The 17,386-nt window shown below is 65.6% G+C and carries 18 protein-coding genes; 9 read left to right on the top strand and 9 right to left on the bottom strand.

The genetic code is table 11. The annotated features are described in order from the left end of the window. Positions 1-45: 45 nt before the first annotated feature. The 3 genes from A8V01_RS27230 to A8V01_RS27240 form a co-directional block, all read right to left on the bottom strand. Positions 46-603: a GNAT family N-acetyltransferase gene (locus tag A8V01_RS27230; protein WP_103099364.1), complete on the bottom strand. Its 558-nt coding sequence runs from the start codon at positions 601-603 to the stop codon at positions 46-48. Beyond that, a complete protein-coding gene (gene hemB / locus A8V01_RS27235; protein WP_103099365.1) occupies positions 596-1,591 on the bottom strand; it encodes a porphobilinogen synthase in 996 nt (331 codons plus the stop codon). The genes A8V01_RS27230 and hemB overlap by 8 nt, the downstream gene beginning before the upstream one ends. Before the next feature lie 82 nt (positions 1,592-1,673). Further along, the gene (locus A8V01_RS27240) at positions 1,674-3,359 is read right to left on the bottom strand and encodes a M23 family metallopeptidase (RefSeq protein WP_245892863.1); all 1,686 of its coding nucleotides are present in this window, start codon (positions 3,357-3,359) and stop codon (positions 1,674-1,676) included. A gap of 168 nt (positions 3,360-3,527) precedes the next feature. Between A8V01_RS27240 and A8V01_RS27245 the strand changes: the two genes are divergently transcribed. From A8V01_RS27245 to A8V01_RS27265, 5 genes are all read left to right on the top strand, one after another. Next, positions 3,528-6,089, top strand: coding sequence for a helicase-related protein (locus A8V01_RS27245; RefSeq protein WP_103099367.1), 2,562 nt, complete (start codon positions 3,528-3,530; stop codon positions 6,087-6,089). A gap of 9 nt (positions 6,090-6,098) precedes the next feature. Continuing rightward, on the top strand, positions 6,099-6,404 hold the full coding sequence (locus A8V01_RS27250) for an RNA-binding S4 domain-containing protein (RefSeq protein ID WP_245892864.1): 306 nt from the start codon (positions 6,099-6,101) through the stop codon (positions 6,402-6,404). An 18-nt stretch (positions 6,405-6,422) separates the two neighbouring features. Beyond that, a complete protein-coding gene (fdxA, locus tag A8V01_RS27255) occupies positions 6,423-6,761 on the top strand; it encodes a ferredoxin FdxA (protein WP_103099369.1) in 339 nt (112 codons plus the stop codon). Positions 6,762-7,090: 329 nt separating this feature from the next. Further along, entirely contained in the window at positions 7,091-7,624 is a 534-nt protein-coding gene (locus A8V01_RS27260) for a CarD family transcriptional regulator (protein WP_103099370.1), read from the top strand. 134 nt (positions 7,625-7,758) lie between these two features. After that, positions 7,759-8,076: a hypothetical protein gene (locus A8V01_RS27265; RefSeq protein ID WP_103099371.1), complete on the top strand. Its 318-nt coding sequence runs from the start codon at positions 7,759-7,761 to the stop codon at positions 8,074-8,076. Positions 8,077-8,097: 21 nt separating this feature from the next. Here the strand turns inward: A8V01_RS27265 and A8V01_RS27270 are convergent, their stop codons facing one another. Genes A8V01_RS27270 through A8V01_RS27280 form a run of 3 tightly spaced genes read right to left on the bottom strand, consistent with a single transcriptional unit; the run spans position 8,098 to position 10,233 of the window. Next, positions 8,098-8,982 (bottom strand): metallophosphoesterase family protein, encoded by an 885-nt coding sequence (locus A8V01_RS27270; protein WP_211295222.1) that lies wholly within the window; start codon positions 8,980-8,982, stop codon positions 8,098-8,100. Next, positions 8,982-9,863, bottom strand: coding sequence for a diacylglycerol kinase family protein (locus A8V01_RS27275; protein ID WP_103099372.1), 882 nt, complete (start codon positions 9,861-9,863; stop codon positions 8,982-8,984). Before A8V01_RS27275 ends, A8V01_RS27270 begins: the two co-directional genes overlap by 1 nt. 37 nt (positions 9,864-9,900) lie before the next feature. Beyond that, on the bottom strand, positions 9,901-10,233 hold the full coding sequence (locus A8V01_RS27280; RefSeq protein WP_342747420.1) for a hypothetical protein: 333 nt from the start codon (positions 10,231-10,233) through the stop codon (positions 9,901-9,903). A 203-nt stretch (positions 10,234-10,436) separates the two neighbouring features. Here A8V01_RS27280 and A8V01_RS27285 point away from each other — a divergent pair, with 203 nt between their 5' ends. Next, a complete protein-coding gene (locus A8V01_RS27285) occupies positions 10,437-10,748 on the top strand; it encodes a UrcA family protein (protein WP_103099373.1) in 312 nt (103 codons plus the stop codon). Between the two features lie 67 nt (positions 10,749-10,815). Here A8V01_RS27285 and A8V01_RS27290 read toward each other — a convergent pair whose 3' ends face one another. The 3 genes from A8V01_RS27290 to A8V01_RS27300 form a co-directional block, all read right to left on the bottom strand. Further along, the gene (locus A8V01_RS27290; RefSeq protein WP_103099374.1) at positions 10,816-11,571 is read right to left on the bottom strand and encodes a LytR/AlgR family response regulator transcription factor; all 756 of its coding nucleotides are present in this window, start codon (positions 11,569-11,571) and stop codon (positions 10,816-10,818) included. Continuing rightward, positions 11,564-12,892, bottom strand: coding sequence for a sensor histidine kinase (locus A8V01_RS27295; protein WP_103099375.1), 1,329 nt, complete (start codon positions 12,890-12,892; stop codon positions 11,564-11,566). The genes A8V01_RS27290 and A8V01_RS27295 overlap by 8 nt, the downstream gene beginning before the upstream one ends. Positions 12,893-13,039: 147 nt before the next feature. After that, positions 13,040-14,560 carry a fumarate hydratase gene (locus A8V01_RS27300; RefSeq protein WP_103099496.1) on the bottom strand — a complete coding sequence of 507 codons (1,521 nt, stop codon included), beginning with the start codon at positions 14,558-14,560 and terminating at the stop codon, positions 13,040-13,042. Positions 14,561-14,787: 227 nt separating this feature from the next. On the opposite strand from A8V01_RS27300, the gene A8V01_RS27305 reads away from it, so the two are divergent. The 3 genes from A8V01_RS27305 (at position 14,788) to A8V01_RS27315 (ending at position 17,375) form a co-directional block, all read left to right on the top strand. Beyond that, positions 14,788-15,393 (top strand): protein-L-isoaspartate O-methyltransferase family protein, encoded by a 606-nt coding sequence (locus tag A8V01_RS27305; RefSeq protein WP_103099376.1) that lies wholly within the window; start codon positions 14,788-14,790, stop codon positions 15,391-15,393. Positions 15,394-15,395: 2 nt separating this feature from the next. Continuing rightward, positions 15,396-16,859 carry a TolC family outer membrane protein gene (locus tag A8V01_RS27310; RefSeq protein WP_103099377.1) on the top strand — a complete coding sequence of 488 codons (1,464 nt, stop codon included), beginning with the start codon at positions 15,396-15,398 and terminating at the stop codon, positions 16,857-16,859. A gap of 69 nt (positions 16,860-16,928) precedes the next feature. After that, positions 16,929-17,375, top strand: a complete 447-nt coding sequence (locus A8V01_RS27315; protein WP_103099378.1) for a DUF2497 domain-containing protein — start codon at positions 16,929-16,931, stop codon at positions 17,373-17,375. The last annotated feature ends 11 nt before the right edge of the window (positions 17,376-17,386 follow it).

Here is a 17,386-nt window from a genome sequence, read left to right on the forward strand (position 1 = left end):
CTGCCGCCATGAAGGATAGTGCGGAAGAGAACGGGGTCCTTGCGGTCAGGCCGGAGGCGGCCCGTGCCATGCCCCGGCGGTGATCGAATGGACGATGGTATCGCCCACCGGCGGCGTGAACCGGGAATCCACGAAGTCCAGCTCCTTGCGCCGCACCATGCCAAGGCGCAGCATCAAGCCCCAGCTGGCGGTATTCCCGATATTGGTGATGGCGAAGATCTCCGTCGCCCCGAACCGGCCGAACCCGGCATCGAGCGAAGCGCCGGCCGCTTCCTTCGCATAGCCCTGCCCCCAGGCATCCTCGCGCAGTCGCCAGCCGATCTCCATCTCGCCGGGGAACGAGGCGCCCGGCGCGTCGATCACCTTGAGCCCGCAGAAGCCCAGCACTTCGCCGTCCAGCTTGCGCTCGACGATCCAGAACGTGTGGCCAAGGCGGTGCTGGAAACCCAGCACCCGTTCCTCGAACAGCGCGACCTTTTCGGCATCCATCACCCCGCCAAGATGGCGCATGACGGCAGGCGTGTTGGTGCCCGCGGCAAATCGGGTGATATCGCCTTGTGCCCAGTCGCGCAGGATCAGGCGGTCAGTCTCGATCCTAACCACGCAGCAGCCGCGCGGCGTGAGGCGCGTGATAGGTGAGCACGCCCGATGCGCCCGCGCGCTTGAACGCGGTCAGCGTTTCCAGCACCATGGCATCGCGGTCCGCCGCGCCTGCGGCAACGGCATGTTCGATCATCGCGTACTCGCCCGATACCTGATAGGCGAAGACGGGCACTTCGAAGGTGTCCTTCACCCGGCGGATGATGTCGAGGTAGGGCAGGCCGGGCTTTACCATCACGGTGTCAGCGCCTTCGGCCAGATCCATCTCGACTTCGCGCAGCGCTTCCTCGGTATTGGCCGGGTCCATCTGGTAGGTCTTCTTGTCCCCCTTCAGCAGCCCGCGCGATCCCACCGCATCGCGGAACGGGCCGTAGAATGCCGAGGCGTACTTGGCGGCATAGCTCATGATCTGGACGTTGATGTGGCCTGCATCCTCCAGCGCATCGCGGATCGCGGCGATGCGGCCGTCCATCATGTCGGACGGGGCGATGATATCCGCCCCCGCATTCGCCTGATTGAGCGACTGCCCGACCAGCGCCTCCACCGTCTTGTCGTTGAGGACGTAGCCCGCATCGTCGATCAGGCCGTCCTGCCCGTGGCTGGTATAGGGATCAAGCGCCACGTCGGTCAGCAGGCCGATCCTGTCGCCCAGTTCCGCCTTGATCGCGCGGATCGCGCGGCACATCAGGTTGTCCGGGTTGAGCGCTTCGGCTCCGTCCTCGCTGCGGCGTTCGGGCTGGGTATGCGGGAACAGGGCCAAGACCGGGATGCCCAGGTCCACCGCTTCCTTCGCGCGTTCGACGATCAGATCCACCGACCAGCGCGACACGCCCGGCAGCGCGGCGATGGGCTGCTCCACCCCTTCACCCTCGGTGATGAAGAGAGGCCAGATGAGGTCCGCCGGGGTCAGCACCGTTTCGCGATGAAGCGCACGGCTCCATGCGGTGGCGCGGGTACGGCGAAGGCGGGTGTGGGGATAAGTGCCGGTCATGGCAGGGTGATTGCCGCAAAAGCCGGACGGGGGCAATCGGGCGCACGTTGCGATTTGCGCGGGCGGGGATGCGCTGAGAGGGCTACCGCCCCAGCTTGTCGATCTCGCGCTCGGCATCGACAGGGTCGCTGGCGGCGGGCTCGATCGATCCCAGCGCGGCGCCCGGCGTCACTCCAAGCAGCCTATTGAGCCGCGCCTTGAAGGCATCGCGTTCCCGCCCGTCGATCTGCGGGCGCTGGATAACCGCGATGCCAGCCGGGTTGATGGTGCGGCCACCCCGGTACGCCTCGAAATGCAGGTGCGGCCCGGTGGAAAGCCCGGTGGAGCCGACATAGCCGATCACTTGCCCGGCGCGCACGCGGGTGCCGTTCCTGACGGCGATGCGGCTCATATGGCCATAGCCCGTGCCAAGGCCGCCGCCATGCTGCAGCCGCACGTAGTTGCCGTGGCCGCCATGCCGCCCGGCAAAGGTCACCACGCCATCGGCCACCGCATAGATCGGCGCGCCGTAGGGCGATCCGAAATCTATCCCGGCATGGAAACGCACATAGCCAAGGATCGGATGGCGCCGCCCGCCGTAAGGCGATGTGATGCGCGTGCTGGCCACCGGCTGGCCGATCGGCACGGCGCGGGGCTGGCCGATGGAAGAAGCGGGGAACATCTCGCCTTCCTTGCCCCCCGCATTACCCCCCCCATCACCCCAGCGCATCAGCTGCAGCTTCGGCTTCCCGCCGCGCGCGACGCCTGCGTAAAGCAGGTCGCCCACTTCGCGCTCCCCCTTGGCAGAGCGTTTGTAGGCCAGGATCATGTCGAATTCGTCGCCCGAACGCAGATCGCCATCCAGGCTGAGGTACTTGTCCACCGCGCGCAGGTAGGACTGGATCGCCCCCACCGGCGCCCCGGCATTGCGCGCCGAACGGTAGAGGCTGGAGCCCACGGTGCCGCGAATGCGCAAGGGGGTTTCGTCCACCCGGATCGGATGGCGCACCGCCATGAGGCCGCCCGGCCCCCGCTCGACCGACACGTCCAGATCGAAACGCGCCCGGAACGTCAGCGAATCGAGCGCGCGCGCCGCGCCCTCTGCAGGGCGGCGGCCCAGCGTGATGTCGAACTGGGTGCCCGATGCCATGTCCCCGGCCGGCACGATGCCGCCCACCAACTGCGTCACTTGCGCCACGTCGGCAGAGCCAAGCCCGGCACGTTCGAGCAGGCGGGGCAGGGTGTCTCCCCGGCCCAGCGTGGAGGTCAGCTGCACGGTCGGGCGCTCGGGCACCCCGGTCAGCGGGCTGACCAGCGGCGTTGCGCCCATGTGGCGGCCGGTGTCAGCGCCCAGCGCCAGCGGAGCGATCGACTGGCTGCGAAATTCGTCCTGTTGCGCGGCGCCCAGCGGCATCGTCGCCGCCGCCTCCACGGCGCTGAAACCGGGAAGCAGCGCCAGCGCCGCGCCGCTCAGACCCAGCATCGTTGCAAGCCCGCGCAGCCACTTGCGGCTGCCGATGTCGGCGGCAAGATCGGGCGCCAGTTCTACCCGGTGGCACCAGTTCTCGATCGCATCGCGCAGGGAAGGGCGGGGCGCTGCAGTCCTGGCTTCCCCGGCCCCTGCATCCCTGCCCCCGGCTTCCCCAACCCTGGCTTCCCCGGCAGCGGGGAAGGCAAGGATGACGGGTTCGTCGGCCGCATCGACAGGCGCGCCGGCGGCAAAAACCGCCCGCTGGCTGTCGTCTGTCTCGGCGCGATCATCGCGATCGCGCTGCTGCGGCTTGAACACCTTCGCGCGGTTCCCTTGTTGCAACCCTTCGGCCCGCAACATGCGGCCTCGCGCAATTTCCCTGCCCGAACAAGGTTACGAACATCCTAAGACTGTGGATTCATGGGGTACTACGGGACGCCCCGAGTCTTGCGAGCGGCGGGCTGCGGTGCCACATTCACCGGCATAATGGTTCAGCACCGGAACGGCCCGACACTCAAGGATGCTCCCGGCGCGGTGAAGGCGGTGCTTGGCCCTACCAACACCGGCAAGACCCACCTCGCGATAGAGCGGATGTGCGCCCACTCCAGCGGCATGATCGGCTTCCCGCTGCGTCTGCTGGCGCGCGAAGTCTACGACCGCGTGGTCAAGATCAAGGGGGAGGGCAGCGTCGCCCTGATCACCGGGGAAGAACGGATAGAGCCGAAGAACGCGCGCTATCTGCTCTGCACGGCCGAGGCGATGCCTGTCTCCGAACGCTCGATGGCCTTCGTCGCCATCGACGAAGCGCAGCTGGCCGCAGACCGCGAACGCGGCCACGTCTTCACCGATCGTCTGCTGCACGCGCGGGGGCGGGAAGAAACGATGATCCTGGGCTCCTCCACGGTGGAGCCGCTGGTAAGGGCGCTGGTGCCCGAGGCGGAGATCGTCACCCGCCCGCGCTTTTCCACACTGACGCATGCGGGCGCGAAGAAGCTCAGCCGGGTGCCGCCCCGCAGCGCCATCGTCGCCTTCTCGACCGAACAGGTCTACGCCATCGCCGAAATGCTGCGCCGCTTCCGGGGCGGCGCGGCGGTGGTGATGGGCGCGCTTTCGCCGCAGACACGCAATGCGCAGGTCGCGCTCTATCAGTCGGGGGAGGTGGACTATCTTGTCGCCACCGACGCGATCGGCATGGGGCTCAACCTCGATGTCGAACATGTCGCCTTCGCGGGCCTTTCCAAGTACGATGGCCGCCGCCACCGCCGCCTGACCCCGCCGGAAATGGCGCAGATCGCGGGCCGGGCAGGGCGCCACCAGAAGGACGGCAGCTTCGGCACGCTCACCGGGACCGCCAGTGGGAATGGGGGCGGCCACGATTCCGAATTCGACCCCGAAGAAATCTACGCGATCGAGGAACACCGCTTCGCGCCCCTGACCAGGCTGTTCTGGCGTGAGCCCGAGCCCCGCTTCGACAGCATCGCCACGCTGATCGCGGACCTTGAAACGCCCCCGCAGCGCCCCGAACTTGCCCCCGCGCCCGAAGCCATCGACCTTGCCGTGCTCAAGCGTCTTGCGGACGAGGGTGCCGTGGCGGACACTGTGCGGGGCTTTGGGCAGGTGCGCCGCTTCTGGGACGTCTGCCGCCTTCCCGACTTTCGCCAGCAGGGCGTGGAAACGCATTCCCGCTTCGTCGCGCGGCTGTGGCAGGACTTGCGCAGCGGCGAACTTGGCGCCGATTTCGTCGCCGCGCAGATCGCCCAGCTTGACCGCACCGGGGGCGATATCGACACGCTGCAGGGGCGCATCGCCGCCATCCGTTCATGGGCTTACATAGCCCAGCGGCCCGACTGGGTGCTCGCCCGCGATGAAATGGCCGCCCGCGCCCGCGCGGTTGAGGCTCGACTTTCGGACGCACTTCACGGAAAGCTGACGGAACGATTCATCAACCGCAGGACAGCCGTTCTGATGAAGAAACTGGGACCGGATACCGGACTGCTCTCGGTCCGGCTGGAAGACGAGGAAGTGCTGGTCGAGGGCGAGCACATCGGATCCTTGCGCGGCTTCACCTTCCAGGTCGATCCCGGCGCGCGCCTGTCTGACCGCAAGCTGCTGCTGGCGGCGGCGGAAAAGCACCTCTCCACCCTGCTCGGCACCCGCGCCGATGCGCTGGTGGCCGGCATTCACGATGGCACCGCCGCGATCTCGCTGGCTGACGGCGCGTTGCTGTGGGACGGGCAGAAGGTGGCTAGCCTTGCCCCCGGCCGATCGCTGCTGGCGCCGGTCATGGTGCCCGATCGCGCGCTTGATGCCGTGCCCGATGGCGCCCGCAAGGCGCTTGTTGCGGCGCTGGAAGGCTGGCTGGACACCGCGCTCAAGCCGCTGGCTGCGCTGGTCAAACTCGATGATGCAAGCCGCGCGACGGATGCCGGGCCGGACTTGCGCGCGCTGCTGATCACGCTGGTCGAACGCGGCGGCATGACCGCGCGCGAAGATTCGGGGATCGACAAGCTCGACAAGCAGCGCCGCACGATGCTGGCGCGGCTGGGGGTCCGGGTGGGGGCGCTTGACCTCTTCGTGCCTGCCATGCTGCGCAGCCCCGTGATCGCACTGTGGCGCCAGCTGGCGAAAGTATCGGGCAAGCCGCAAGGCGGCGCTCCCGCACCCGACATGCCGCCGGTGCTGCCCGCCGGAAACCACCGCCCACCCCCCGGATACCGCGTGCTGGGCAAGCAGCTGCTGCGCCTCGACATGGCCGAAAAGCTTCTGCGTGAAGCGCACGAAGCGCGCGGCGCGGAAAAGCGCGGCAGCTTCGCGCTCGATCCGGCGCGCGCGGTATCCACCGGGCTGACCACCTCCAGCTACGCGCGGCTGCTGCGGCTGGGCGGGTTCCAGCCGCTGATGCCGCGCCCATTGGCCGAAGGCGCGCATGGCCCGCCCGCCCCGGTGCGCTGGCGCTGGCGTCCGCCCCGCCGTCAGGCAGAACCCGAACGTGCGGCCCCCGTGCGCGCCGGCGGCGCCTTCGCCGCGCTGGCGGATATGGTGCGCTAGGGAGGTCGGATGGCCACAGGTATGCGCGTCGACAAGCTGCTGTGGTTCCTGCGCCTTGCCCGCACTCGCCCGGTGGCGCAGGCGCTGGCCGAAGAGGGGCACATGCGCCTCAACGGCCGCCGCATAGACCGCGCCCACCAGAAGATCGCCGTGGGCGATGTGATCACGCTTTCGATAGCTGGGGGTGTGCGGGTGATAGAAGTCCTATCCTTGCCCGAACGGCGCGGACCCTATAGCGAAGCGTCCAGTTGCTACAGAGTGCTTGACGGCAGGCCCGTCGATCCCATAGCTGCGCCCGAATCGAATGACGCCTGAAGGAAGGATACCGCACTCATGACGTATGTCGTCACCGACGCCTGCATCAGGTGCAAGTACACGGACTGCGTGGAAGTCTGCCCCGTGGACTGCTTCTACGAAGGCGAAAACATGCTGGTCATCAACCCCAGCGAATGCATCGACTGCGGCGTGTGCGAACCTGAATGCCCCGCCGAAGCCATCCTGCCCGATACCGAAAGCGGGCTGGAACAGTGGATGGAGATCAACGCCAAGTATTCGGCGGAATGGCCCAACCTCACCACCCGCAAGGACGCGCCGGACGATGCCGATGCGATGAAGGCGGAAGAAGGCAAGTTCGAAAAGTATTTCTCGCCCGAACCCGGCGAAGGCGACTGATCCTGCCACGGCGGGCCTGAGGCTCGCCGATCAAAATCCGCAGATTCCCGTGGTTTGCGCTTTGTGCAACAGAACCACGGAAGACCCATGAGGCGCGAAACGGAAACGTTTTCGCGCCTCTGGCTTTTTTGGCATATTGCTGCTATATAATCGTTCAACTGCACGGGCCTTCTGCTCGTTTGGCAGGCATTTTCAATGCGAGGCAGGGTTCGAAAGCAGACGGTTGGGAGAGTGATCTTACCGGGCGTGGAGGCACATCGCCTCCTTGTCGCACCCCGGTTTTCTCCCGATTCGAACAAACTGGAACCCTGCAGGTGAAAGGACGATACATGGCAACCAGGATCGATGCATTCGATGTTGGAGATTACGTCGTTTACCCGAAGCACGGTGTTGGTCGGGTTATTGAACTGCAAAAGCAGGAAATCGCCGGAATGCAGCTCGAGCTTTACGTGCTGCGGTTCGAAAAAGAGCGCATGACCCTGCGGGTCCCCGTAAACAAGGTCGAATCGATCGGCATGCGCAAGCTGTCTTCGGACAAGACCCTGCGCGAAGCGCTCGATACCCTCAAGGGCAAGCCCAAGGTCAAGCGGACCATGTGGTCGCGCCGCGCCCAGGAATACGAAGCGAAGATCAATTCGGGCGACCTCGTGTCGATCGCCGAAGTGACCCGCGACCTGTTCCGCGCTGATGACCAGCCCGAACAGAGCTATTCGGAACGTCAGATCTTCGAAGCGGCCTCGTCGCGCCTCGCCCGCGAACTCGCGGCGATGGAAAAGACCGACGAACCCGCCGCGCTCAAGAAGATTCTCGCGATCCTCAACGAGCACGCACCCAAGTATTACGACACGGCCGAGACTGCCTGATCCTCCAGGCGTTCCACGTGGAACCAACAGGGGCTGCTTCCGCAAGGAAGCGGCCCCTTTCGTTTGCGCCCGCGCCACGCTCGTTCTTTCGCTCGTTCATTGCGCTGTCATCCGGTGCGTGTGAGACTGACGAAATGAAGCGCCCCGTCCTTCTTCTTCTGGCCGCCTTGCTTGCAGCGCCGATGCTGTCAGGATGCGTGCGTACGGCCGCCAGCATCGTCACCGCGCCCGTAAGGGTGGCAGGCAAGGCGGTAGACTGGACCACCACCAGCCAGTCCGAAGCCGACGAAAAACGCGGCCGCGCCCTGCGCAAGCGGGATGAGGAACTGGGCAAGCTCAATCGCAGCTATGAAAAGAACCTGCGCGACTGTCAGCGCGGCTCTGATGCCGCCTGCGATCGCGCGCGCAACGATTACGCCGCGATGCAGGACTTGCGCGAAAAGGCGATCTGATCGCGTTGAAGGCCGCGGTTCTCAGTGAACCGGCGGATCGACCGGCGGCACTTTGGCCACGGGCGAAACCGGCTCACCGGGTTCACGCGGGGGGAGGGCGTTCTCAGGTACATCGTCGATCTGCATCGCCGGGGTCGGTACGCGTTCCAGATTGCGGGCGGTGACGTGGATCTCGTTCCCGTCGATCACGATCTCGTTGAAGCTGGGTGGGGTGGAGCGGATACGCTTCGACAAGGTGCCGGCACCGATCATCCGCAGCGGGCCCGCCGGCGTCTCTTCGACAAGGTCGAACGGATCGTGGACATGGCCCGAAAGCACCGCCATGACCTTGCGCCCGGCCAGCACTTCCATGGTGCGCGTGCCATTGATCGTCAGCAGCTTTCCGTCCGCGCGCCGTTCAGGCAGGGGGTGGTGGCAGGCGATCAGCACGCGGGTGCCTTCGGGCAGGGCGTCGATCTGTGCCAGTGTCTGCGCCAGCGCCTTGTCGGTCACCCAGCCGTTCGACCAGGGAAAGCGCTGGTACTGCGCGCGTGTGGTGGTGCGCAGCGGCACGATCGCCAGATTGGGAAGATCCAGCCGCGTCTCCACCATCCGCTCGATCGCCTTGAACCGGCGATAGGGGTCGAAAAAACGCTGGTAGAGGTTGAAATAGGGGATGTCGTGGTTGCCGACTTCCACCGTCACCGGCACGTCGAGCCCCTGAATCCATTCGCACGCGGCCTGGAATTCGGGGTGGCGCGCGCGCATCGTCAGGTCGCCGGTGATGGCGACGGCATGCGGCTGTTCGCGCTCGATACAGGTCTTGGCCCAGGCGATCGCCTGTTCGTCCACAAGACCGAAATGGATGTCGCTCAGGTGGAACAGCCGCAACGGACCATTGTGCATCGAGGCCGTCTTGCCGTGCATTATCCGTCGAACTCCTTCGTCGTCACCAGGTCCACCTCGCAGGTGCCTGAATCGAAAATTTCCTCGGCGGCGCCATCGAACGGCTCGCCGTCTATCAGCAGACCCATCGGCTCGCCCGTGGGGCAGACCAGCCGCAGCTTCGGATGACGGCCCAGTTCATCGTGCGGACCATCACGAAAGTCGCGGTTGAGCAGGGCGATCCCCTGACCGGCATAGTCCGCCAGCGATTCGGCATAATAGCCGTTCGCGCGCAGCCCGTCGTCCTTGGGAACTACCGTGATCGCCGCATAGCCTTCCTCGCGGCCCCCGTCGACCGTACCGTCGTCCGCGGCGCAGACGACCTTGGGACCATTTGCGGAATGGACGATCGCATCGCGGGTAGAAGCCACGAAATCGATGACGTTCATCGCCCGCATCGCTTCGCGCACCTCGTTCCAGACCGTGCCCGGCCCGGCCAGCGCCCCGGTCAGACCCACGCCATGGCGCGAAACGATAACCGGCGGGCGGGTCTTGCGGATCGGGCCGCCGGAAAGCCGCGCCACGATTTCGGGCGCGGGCACATCGCCGTGCATACGCTTGGCCAGCATGTTCATGGTACCGCCCGGCAGGACCAGCACCGCCCCGCCCCAGCCATAGGCCGCCATGACGACCGAGTGCGTGGTTCCATCGCCGCCGAACACCGCCAGCATATCCACCCCCGCCGCATCGAGATCGGCAGGCGCAGGCGCCGGATCGTCGGGAAAGCGCAGGACGCGATCGGGAGCAAGCCCGGCGTCCTTGAACGCGCCGAGCAGTTCATCGACCGCCGCATCGTTGTTGCTGCCGCTGGCCGCGTTGCAGACGAGCCATACTTTTACCGAAGATGTGCCGCTTTCAGTCATGCCCGCACAAGCGCCCGAACCGCGCGAGGGTTCCCCGTCAAACGCGGCCGCTGAAGATCAGCCAAGCGGAAACGCCGTTCAGCGCGGTATATAATGCATAGAGCAGCGCCCATCCGGTCGATCCCGCCGCCGCCACGATCATCACCCCCAGCAGCATCACGAATTCGACGACAAGGCTGAGCCGCCCGCCCAGCGCCTGAAAGAACCAGGGCACCTGGGCCAGCATGGGATGGTTGCTTTCCAGCAGCGCCTTGTGCGCGGCGAAATTGACGATTCCAAAGCAGAAGACGAGGATCAGCGGCGCCATGTAGTGCCAGTCTATCGAGCAGAGCGCAGCAGCGCCACCGTCTTGCGCACGATTCGAACGCATGAGTCGCACCGAGCATCATGATCTTGCATGTCGTTTGTCGATTACAAATGTCGTTGGTCCGCCCGACTGCGCTTTCGTCGACCGCCTTCGGCTCACAATCGACCTTCGCGTGATCGCGCCGGGGGAGTGCGGCACATCACACTCATCGAGCCGGACGGAACACAGTTCTTCCCCACGGCTCACACCGTGAGGAGGAAAATACCATGTTCAAGACCACCATGCTCGCTGCTGCCGCCCTTTGCACCGTCGGCCTGTTCTCCACCCCCGCCGCTTTCGCCAAGAGCGTCGAAGTCCACTACAAGGATCTCGATCTCGGCACTGTCGAAGGGCAGGGCCTCCTGAAGAAGCGCATCGACAAGGCCGCCCGCGATGTCTGCCGTGTCGATCAAGCCACGACCGGCACCCACATCCGCGGTAACGTCGATGCCGACTGCTACCGCCAGGCGCGCACCAACGTGAGCGAGCAGGTGGCTGCAGCGATCGACAAGGCTGACGATACCCGCCTCGGCGGCTGAGCCGCTCCCCACCCCATTTATCCAGGTCCCAAAAGAGAAAAGACCCGGAAAAAACCTGATGGCGGGCTTAGCGGCCCGCCATTTTCTTTACGCCGGGAAGATAGGTCCGGCCGATCCGCAGCGCCTCTCCGTCTGCGGTTTCGGCCGACCAGACGCCAAGCCCTTCATGCCGCAGGCCGGAAACGTGGCTGCGCTGCAGGATGCAGCTGCGGTGAATGCGGATGAAACGTTCGGGGTCCAGACGGTCCTCAAGGCTGGTGATGGTCTGGAGCAGCAGATAGCTTTGCGTGCCCACGTGCAGGCGCACATAGTCGCGCTCCGCATCGATGCGCTGAACTTCTGCGGCGGCTACGCGCACCAGTTCGGAGCGGTGCGGCACCCAGAATTCCTCAAGCCACTGGCTGGCCGCCGGCGCCTGCGCCCGCTCACCCCTCCGCGATACCACGCGGGTCACCGCGCGCTGCAGGCGATCGGGTGCCACGGGCTTGAGCACATAATCCACCGCATCGAGATCGAACGCCTCGACCGCGAATTCATCGTGCGCGGTGACGAAGATTACCGCCGGGGCAGCCGTCCGGCCGCCCAGCGTGCGCGCCACCGTCAACCCGTCCGTCTCCGGCATCGTCAGGTCCAGCAGCACCAGATCGGGCGAGAGCGCATCGATCAGGCGCAGCGCGGCCTGACCGTCGCTGGCCGTGCCGATCACCGAAATCCCGTCGATGCGCGCGCAGATGACCTGCATGCGCTCCACCGCCAGCGGTTCGTCGTCGACGATAAGGGTACGCAGCGGAGCGGCGGGTGCCATGCCTTCGGGCTCAGCCATTTTCGGCCTCCAGCGGCATGCGCAGGATCGTGGCGAAGCCGCCATCGGGACGCTTGCCATACGTGATCTTCGCAGCCTCGCCATAGCGGGCGCGCAGGCGATCGCGCACGTTGTTCAGGCCGATCCCGCAGCCTTCGGTCTTCAGGGCAAGCTCACCGCCCTTTTCGCCGGGTCCGTCGTCGTGCACGGCGATTACCAGCTGGCCGCCTTCGCGCCGCGCCTCGATGGCGATCGTCACCGGCCGCTGGGTTGCGGCGACGGCATACTTCACGGAGTTCTCGACAAGCGGCTGCAATATCATGCCCGGAACTTTCGCATCGAGAACGGCTTCGTCAATATCGATATGCGTCAGCAATCGATTGGGGAAGCGCACGGCTTCGATCGCGAAGTAAAGGCGCTGCAATTCTATCTCGTCAACCAGCGGAAGATCGTTGGTGGGATCGCCCGACAAGGTGCGACGATAGAACGTCGACAGCGTCTGGATCATTTCTTCGGCATCGTCCTGGCGCCCCACCATGACCAGTGCCGACAGCGAGTTGAGCGTATTGAACAGGAAGTGCGGATTGACCTGATAGCGCAGCGAACGCAGTTCCGCCTGTTCCGCAGCGCGGCGATATTCGCCCTCGCGGCGTTCGGCGGCCCGAGCCTCTTCTGCCTTGGCCAGCGCGAAATAGAGCGCCACCCAGGCCAGCACCAGGAAATAGCGGCCGAACGCGGTGTCGGCGATGCTGGCCCAGCGCCCCAGGCCGCCGCCCAGCATCGATCCGGTCTTTATGGTGATGGCTGAGGAATGGTGTTCCTCATCGCTGCGGCGTTCCTCGCTCCGCGCTTCGGACGGCTCATCCGGCGCATCGCTCGATCCCGGTACAGGCGGGGCAGGGGGCACGGGCGGCGCCAGCACCTTTGGCAGATCGACAAGGATATTGCCCGCTTCGTCCTGCGAAATCCGCACGTTGCCCGCCGCGACCGCCGCCGCGTCTTCCTCGCTGCCGTAGGCGGCCGGGCGTTCTATGTCGGAGAAGATGACGTCGTTGACGATGCTCAGCACCAGCGACAGCGGCAATGCGCCCAGCAGCACGATGGCAAAGCGGGCACCGCCGGACTTGCGATCCAGCAGCTGCAACAGGGGCCACACCGCCGCCATCACCAGCATCGATACGATGCAGATCGTCAGCCGCCGCGACAGGAACGACCAGTCGAGGTCGAACCCCATGACCAGCCCGCGCAGCGACGCAACGATGAAATAGCAGGCCCACAAAGCCGCCAGCGACAAGAGGACGAGTCGCGCCGGAACGCGCGGAGGGGATGCTGCTTGCGACATTACCACCCGGTCTAGCGCGAAAACGGTTCATCGCACCACGCCATCCATCGGACGGGGATTGTCGTTGGTCGAAGGGGCTTCGACAAGCACAGGGTCGGCCTGAACTTGTCGAAGCCCCCTCCTCCCATGGAGAAGGGGGCGATCGGGTTATGCCAGAAGGTGTTCTTCGGCGATCTTGGTCTTCCACACCGGCGGGGCCAGCGTGTGGACATTCTTGCCTTCGGAATCGACCGCGACGGTCACCGGCATGTCCTGCACGGTGAATTCGTAGATCGCCTCCATGCCCAGATCCTCGAAGCCGACGACCTTCGCCTCCTTGATCGCGCGTGCGACAAGGTAGGCCGCGCCGCCTACCGCCATCAGGTAGGCCGACTTGTGCTTGGCGATGGATTCGGTGGCTGCCGGGCCGCGCTCGGACTTGCCGATGCTGGCAAGCAGGCCAAGGTCGAGCATGGTGTCGGAGAACTTGTCCATGCGCGTCGCGGTGGTCGGGCCGGCCGGGCCGACGACTTCCTCGCGCACCGGATCGACGGGGCCGACGTAGTAGATCACGCGGCCCTTGAAATCGACGGGCAGTTCCTCGCCCTTGGCCAGCATGTCGGCGATGCGCTTGTGCGCGGCGTCGCGGCCGGTCAGCATCTTGCCGTTGAGCAGCAGGCGATCGCCCTGCTTCCAGCTCTGCACCTCTTCGGCGGTCAGCGTATCGAGGTTGACCTTCTTCGCTTCCTTGCTCGGCTTCCATTCCACCTCGGGCCATTCGTCGAGGTTCGGGGTTTCAAGGAAGCTGGGGCCGGAGCCGTCGAGCGTGAAGTGCGCGTGGCGGGTGGCGGCGCAGTTGGGGATCATCGCCACGGGCTTGCCCGCCGCGTGGCACGGCCAGTCAAGGATCTTGACGTCAAGGATGGTGGCCAGGCCGCCGAGGCCCTGCGCACCGATGCCCAGCGCGTTGACCTTGTCGAATATCTCGATCCGCAGCGCCTCGATGTCGTTCTGGGGGCCGCGCTGCTTGAGCTGCGCCATGTCGATCGGTTCCATCAGGCTCTGCTTCGCCAGCTTGACGCAGTGCTCCGCCGTGCCGCCGATGCCGATGCCCAGCATGCCCGGCGGGCACCAGCCGGCGCCCATCTGGGGCAGCATCTCGATCACCCAGTCGACGATGGAATCGCTGGGATTCATCATCTTGAACTTGGACTTGTTTTCCGAGCCGCCGCCCTTGGCCGCAACGTCGACCGAGATCTTCGAGCCCGGCACCATTTCCACCGACAGCACGCAGGGGGTGTTGTCCTTGGTGTTGCGGCGGGTGAAGGCCGGGTCGGCCAGCACCGAGGCGCGCAGCTTGTTCTCGGGGTGGTTGTAGGCGCGGCGCACGCCGTCATCGACCACTTCCTGCAAGCTGCGGTCGGATTCGAGGCGGCAGTTCTGGCCCCATTCGATGAAGACGTTGACGATGCCGGTGTCCTGGCAGATCGGGCGGTGACCTTCGGCGCACATGCGGCTGTTGGTCAGGATCTGGGCGATCGCGTCCTTCGCGGCCGGGCCCTGTTCCGCTTCGTAGGCATCGCCCAGCGCGCGGATGTAATCCATCGGATGGTAGTAGCTGATGTACTGCAATGCGTCTGCGACGGACTCGATGAGGTCCTCTTCGCGGATGGTCACCATTTCTGTCATGGAATTTTTGCTCCGGTCTTTTGGCCCGATCTGGCGGATTACGTCGGATTTGCGCCGGTCCATAGGACGAGCGGCGGTGATCGTCAAAGTGCTTGATCGGATCGACGGGCGTTGTTTCATGGGGCTTGGCCTGAGAGGCCGGTTCGCATAGAAGCGGCCGCATAGTGTCGTCTTCGCGATTGCAGCTATCTGCCGCAAACCCCGCGAGCGAGTGAGGGAATACACGAATGACCTTGACCGAGGACCGGTCGGCTCCTGCCACCAACTTTTCCGAAGCCCGTCGCGCCATGATCGTCAGCCAGCTGCGCACCAGCGGCGTGAACGAACCGTGGGTGCTGGAAGCGATGGCGGGTGTTCCACGTGAAAACTTCGTGCCTGCCGAAATGCGCGATGCCGCCTATATCGATCGCGCCGTGCCGCTGGGCGATGGCAAGTTCCTGGGCGCACCGCTGGTACAGGGCAAGATGCTGCAGGAAGCTGCCCCGGCCAAGACCGACAAGGCGCTGATCGTGGGTGATGGCGAAGGCTACCTTGCCACCCTGCTGCGCCCGCTGGTCGGCTCGCTCGACGCCGTGGCGCCTGCCGCTGCTGCCGAAGCCGCTACTGGTGAATATGATCTCATCGTCGTCGACGGTGCCATCGAAGTGCTTCCCGATGCCCTGTCCGCGCGCCTTGCCGAAGGCGGCCGCGTGGTAACCGGCGTGACCGAGCGCGGCGTGACCCGTCTTGCCGCCGGCACCAAGGCCGGTGGCGTGACCTCGCTGCTGCCGCTGGCGGAGCTGGGGATTCCCGTGCTTCCCGAATTTGCCGCTCCCAAACGCTGGAGCTTCTGAGCATGGCCCGGATCGCGTGGCGTTCCGGGCTGCTCGCGGGGGGATGTCTGATACTGTCGGCCGGCGCGCCTGCGCGGGCCGACACCCTGCGCGACGCGCTCGTTTCCGCCTATCAGACCAACCCTACGCTTGAGGCCGCGCGCGCCCAGCAGCGCGCGACGGACGAAGGCGTGCCGATCGCGAAGGCTGCAGGACTTCCCAGCCTCACCACGACCGAAACTTACGTCAAGAACCTGAAGCAGAGCGAAAACTCGCTTACGGCGCCGTCCAAGATCTTCACGGCGGATGCACAGCTGGGCGTGCCCATCTATTCGGGCGGCGCGGTCAAGAACCGCATCAAGGCCGCCAAGTTCCGCGTCGGCGCCGGGCAAGCCGATCTGCGCGCGACCGAAGCCTCCGTGTTCTCGCAGGTCGTCGCGGCCTATATGGACGTGATCCGTACCGAAGCGATCGCCGGGCTAAACCGCAAGAACGTGGCCGTCCTGCAGACCAACCTCGATGCCACCAACGACCGGTTCCAGATCGGCAACCTCACGCGCACCGACGTTGCGCAATCGCAGTCACGCCTGGCCACGGCGCAGAGCGATCTGCTGACGGCCGAAGCCAATCTTGCCGCGGCGCGCGAAACCTACATCCGGTTCGTTGGCCATGCGCCCGAAGCGCTTGACGCGCCGCCGCCGCTGCCGAACCTTCCCGCCGATGCCAGCGAAGCGGCGATGATCGCGCTCGATGCTAACCCGGACATCATCGCCGCGCGCGAACGCAGCAAGGCGGCGGACAAGGATATCGACGTCGCGGGCGCAAGCCGTCTGCCCACGCTGCGGCTGTTCGGGCAGGGCACCTACAACAACTACTTCAACACGCTGGCGCGCGGCGCGGTGAACGCAAACATCGCGCAAAGCGATTCCTCGGCGCAGGCCGGGGCGCAGCTGTCGATCCCGATCTTCCAGGGCGGCCTTCCCGCCGCGCAGCGCCGTCAGGCGACCGCCACGGCATCGGCCACGCTGGAACAGGAAATCGCGACCGAGCGTGACGTGATCGCGCAGGTCCGTTCCGCCTTCACGTCCTACACCGCGTCGAACGACCTGATCCGTTCCTCGCAAGTGGCAGTGGACGCCGCCGCGCTCAGCCTTGAAGGCGTGCGCGCGGAAAACACGGTCGGCCGCCGCACCGTGCTGGATATCCTCGATGCGGAACGCGAACTGCTGAACGCGCAGGTGACTCTGGTGACGGCGCGGCGCAATGCCTACGTCGCCGGGTTCACCCTGCTGGCCGCGATGGGCAAGGCCGAAGCGCGCGATCTCAACCTTGATGGCGGGACGCTTTACGACCCCAACGTCAATTATGAACGGGTGCGCGGCAAGTTCTTCGACTGGGATGATGACGATGCGCCCGTGGCCCGTTCCACGCGCACCGTTGACACGCCGGTGCAGGACGGCAAGATTCCCGCTTCGCAGGAGCCCTGATCCCGTTTAAGGATAAGGGCCTGAATGCGCTGAATATCGGATGCGCTGGATAACAGGGACTCGCGGCAGATGCGTCAGAACGGTGAACCTTCGGTGGAGGAGATCCTCCAGTCGATCAAGCAGGTCATCGCGCGCGATTCCCGCCTCGAAACCCGCACCAGCCGGACGGAACGCCTGATGCGCGAACCGGAACCGACCTATACCGACGAGGATGAGGACGACATCCTCGAACTTCAGGAAGCGGCGCAAATTCCTGTGGCGGAAACCTCGGAGGATGCTCCGCTGATGCACGATCACGCCCGCGATTCGATGCGCGAATCGCTGGCGGCGCTGGCCATGCTGTCCGAACCGGGCGCGCAGCCGCAGATCGTCCGCTCCGGCGAAACATCGCTCGAAGCGCTGACTCGCGAATTGCTGCGCCCCGCGCTGACGGAATGGCTGGACCGCAACCTGCCCCCGATGGTGGAACGCCTCGTCGCCGCCGAAATCGCGCGGATCGTGGGCAAGAAGGGCTGATCCATCGCCCG

The organism is Novosphingobium guangzhouense (assembly GCF_002896965.1).
Classification (GTDB): domain Bacteria; phylum Pseudomonadota; class Alphaproteobacteria; order Sphingomonadales; family Sphingomonadaceae; genus Novosphingobium; species Novosphingobium guangzhouense.

Excerpts from the sequence above, each read along its gene's own strand:
- A8V01_RS27285 (WP_103099373.1), top strand. The coding sequence starts at position 10,437 with ATGTTCAAGACCACCATGCTCGCTGCTGCCGCCCTTTGCACCGTCGGC.
- A8V01_RS27265 (WP_103099371.1), top strand. The coding sequence starts at position 7,759 with ATGAAGCGCCCCGTCCTTCTTCTTCTGGCCGCCTTGCTTGCAGCGCCG.
- A8V01_RS27310 (WP_103099377.1), top strand. The coding sequence starts at position 15,396 with ATGGCCCGGATCGCGTGGCGTTCCGGGCTGCTCGCGGGGGGATGTCTG.
- fdxA (WP_103099369.1), top strand. The coding sequence starts at position 6,423 with ATGACGTATGTCGTCACCGACGCCTGCATCAGGTGCAAGTACACGGAC.
- A8V01_RS27290 (WP_103099374.1), bottom strand. The coding sequence starts at position 11,571 with ATGGCTGAGCCCGAAGGCATGGCACCCGCCGCTCCGCTGCGTACCCTT.
- A8V01_RS27245 (WP_103099367.1), top strand. The coding sequence starts at position 3,528 with ATGGTTCAGCACCGGAACGGCCCGACACTCAAGGATGCTCCCGGCGCG.
- hemB (WP_103099365.1), bottom strand. The coding sequence starts at position 1,591 with ATGACCGGCACTTATCCCCACACCCGCCTTCGCCGTACCCGCGCCACC.
- A8V01_RS27295 (WP_103099375.1), bottom strand. The coding sequence starts at position 12,892 with ATGTCGCAAGCAGCATCCCCTCCGCGCGTTCCGGCGCGACTCGTCCTC.
- A8V01_RS27270 (WP_211295222.1), bottom strand. The coding sequence starts at position 8,982 with ATGCACGGCAAGACGGCCTCGATGCACAATGGTCCGTTGCGGCTGTTC.
- A8V01_RS27250 (WP_245892864.1), top strand. The coding sequence starts at position 6,099 with ATGGCCACAGGTATGCGCGTCGACAAGCTGCTGTGGTTCCTGCGCCTT.
- A8V01_RS27260 (WP_103099370.1), top strand. The coding sequence starts at position 7,091 with ATGGCAACCAGGATCGATGCATTCGATGTTGGAGATTACGTCGTTTAC.
- A8V01_RS27315 (WP_103099378.1), top strand. The coding sequence starts at position 16,929 with ATGCGTCAGAACGGTGAACCTTCGGTGGAGGAGATCCTCCAGTCGATC.
- A8V01_RS27280 (WP_342747420.1), bottom strand. The coding sequence starts at position 10,233 with ATGCGTTCGAATCGTGCGCAAGACGGTGGCGCTGCTGCGCTCTGCTCG.
- A8V01_RS27275 (WP_103099372.1), bottom strand. The coding sequence starts at position 9,863 with ATGACTGAAAGCGGCACATCTTCGGTAAAAGTATGGCTCGTCTGCAAC.
- A8V01_RS27305 (WP_103099376.1), top strand. The coding sequence starts at position 14,788 with ATGACCTTGACCGAGGACCGGTCGGCTCCTGCCACCAACTTTTCCGAA.
- A8V01_RS27300 (WP_103099496.1), bottom strand. The coding sequence starts at position 14,560 with ATGACAGAAATGGTGACCATCCGCGAAGAGGACCTCATCGAGTCCGTC.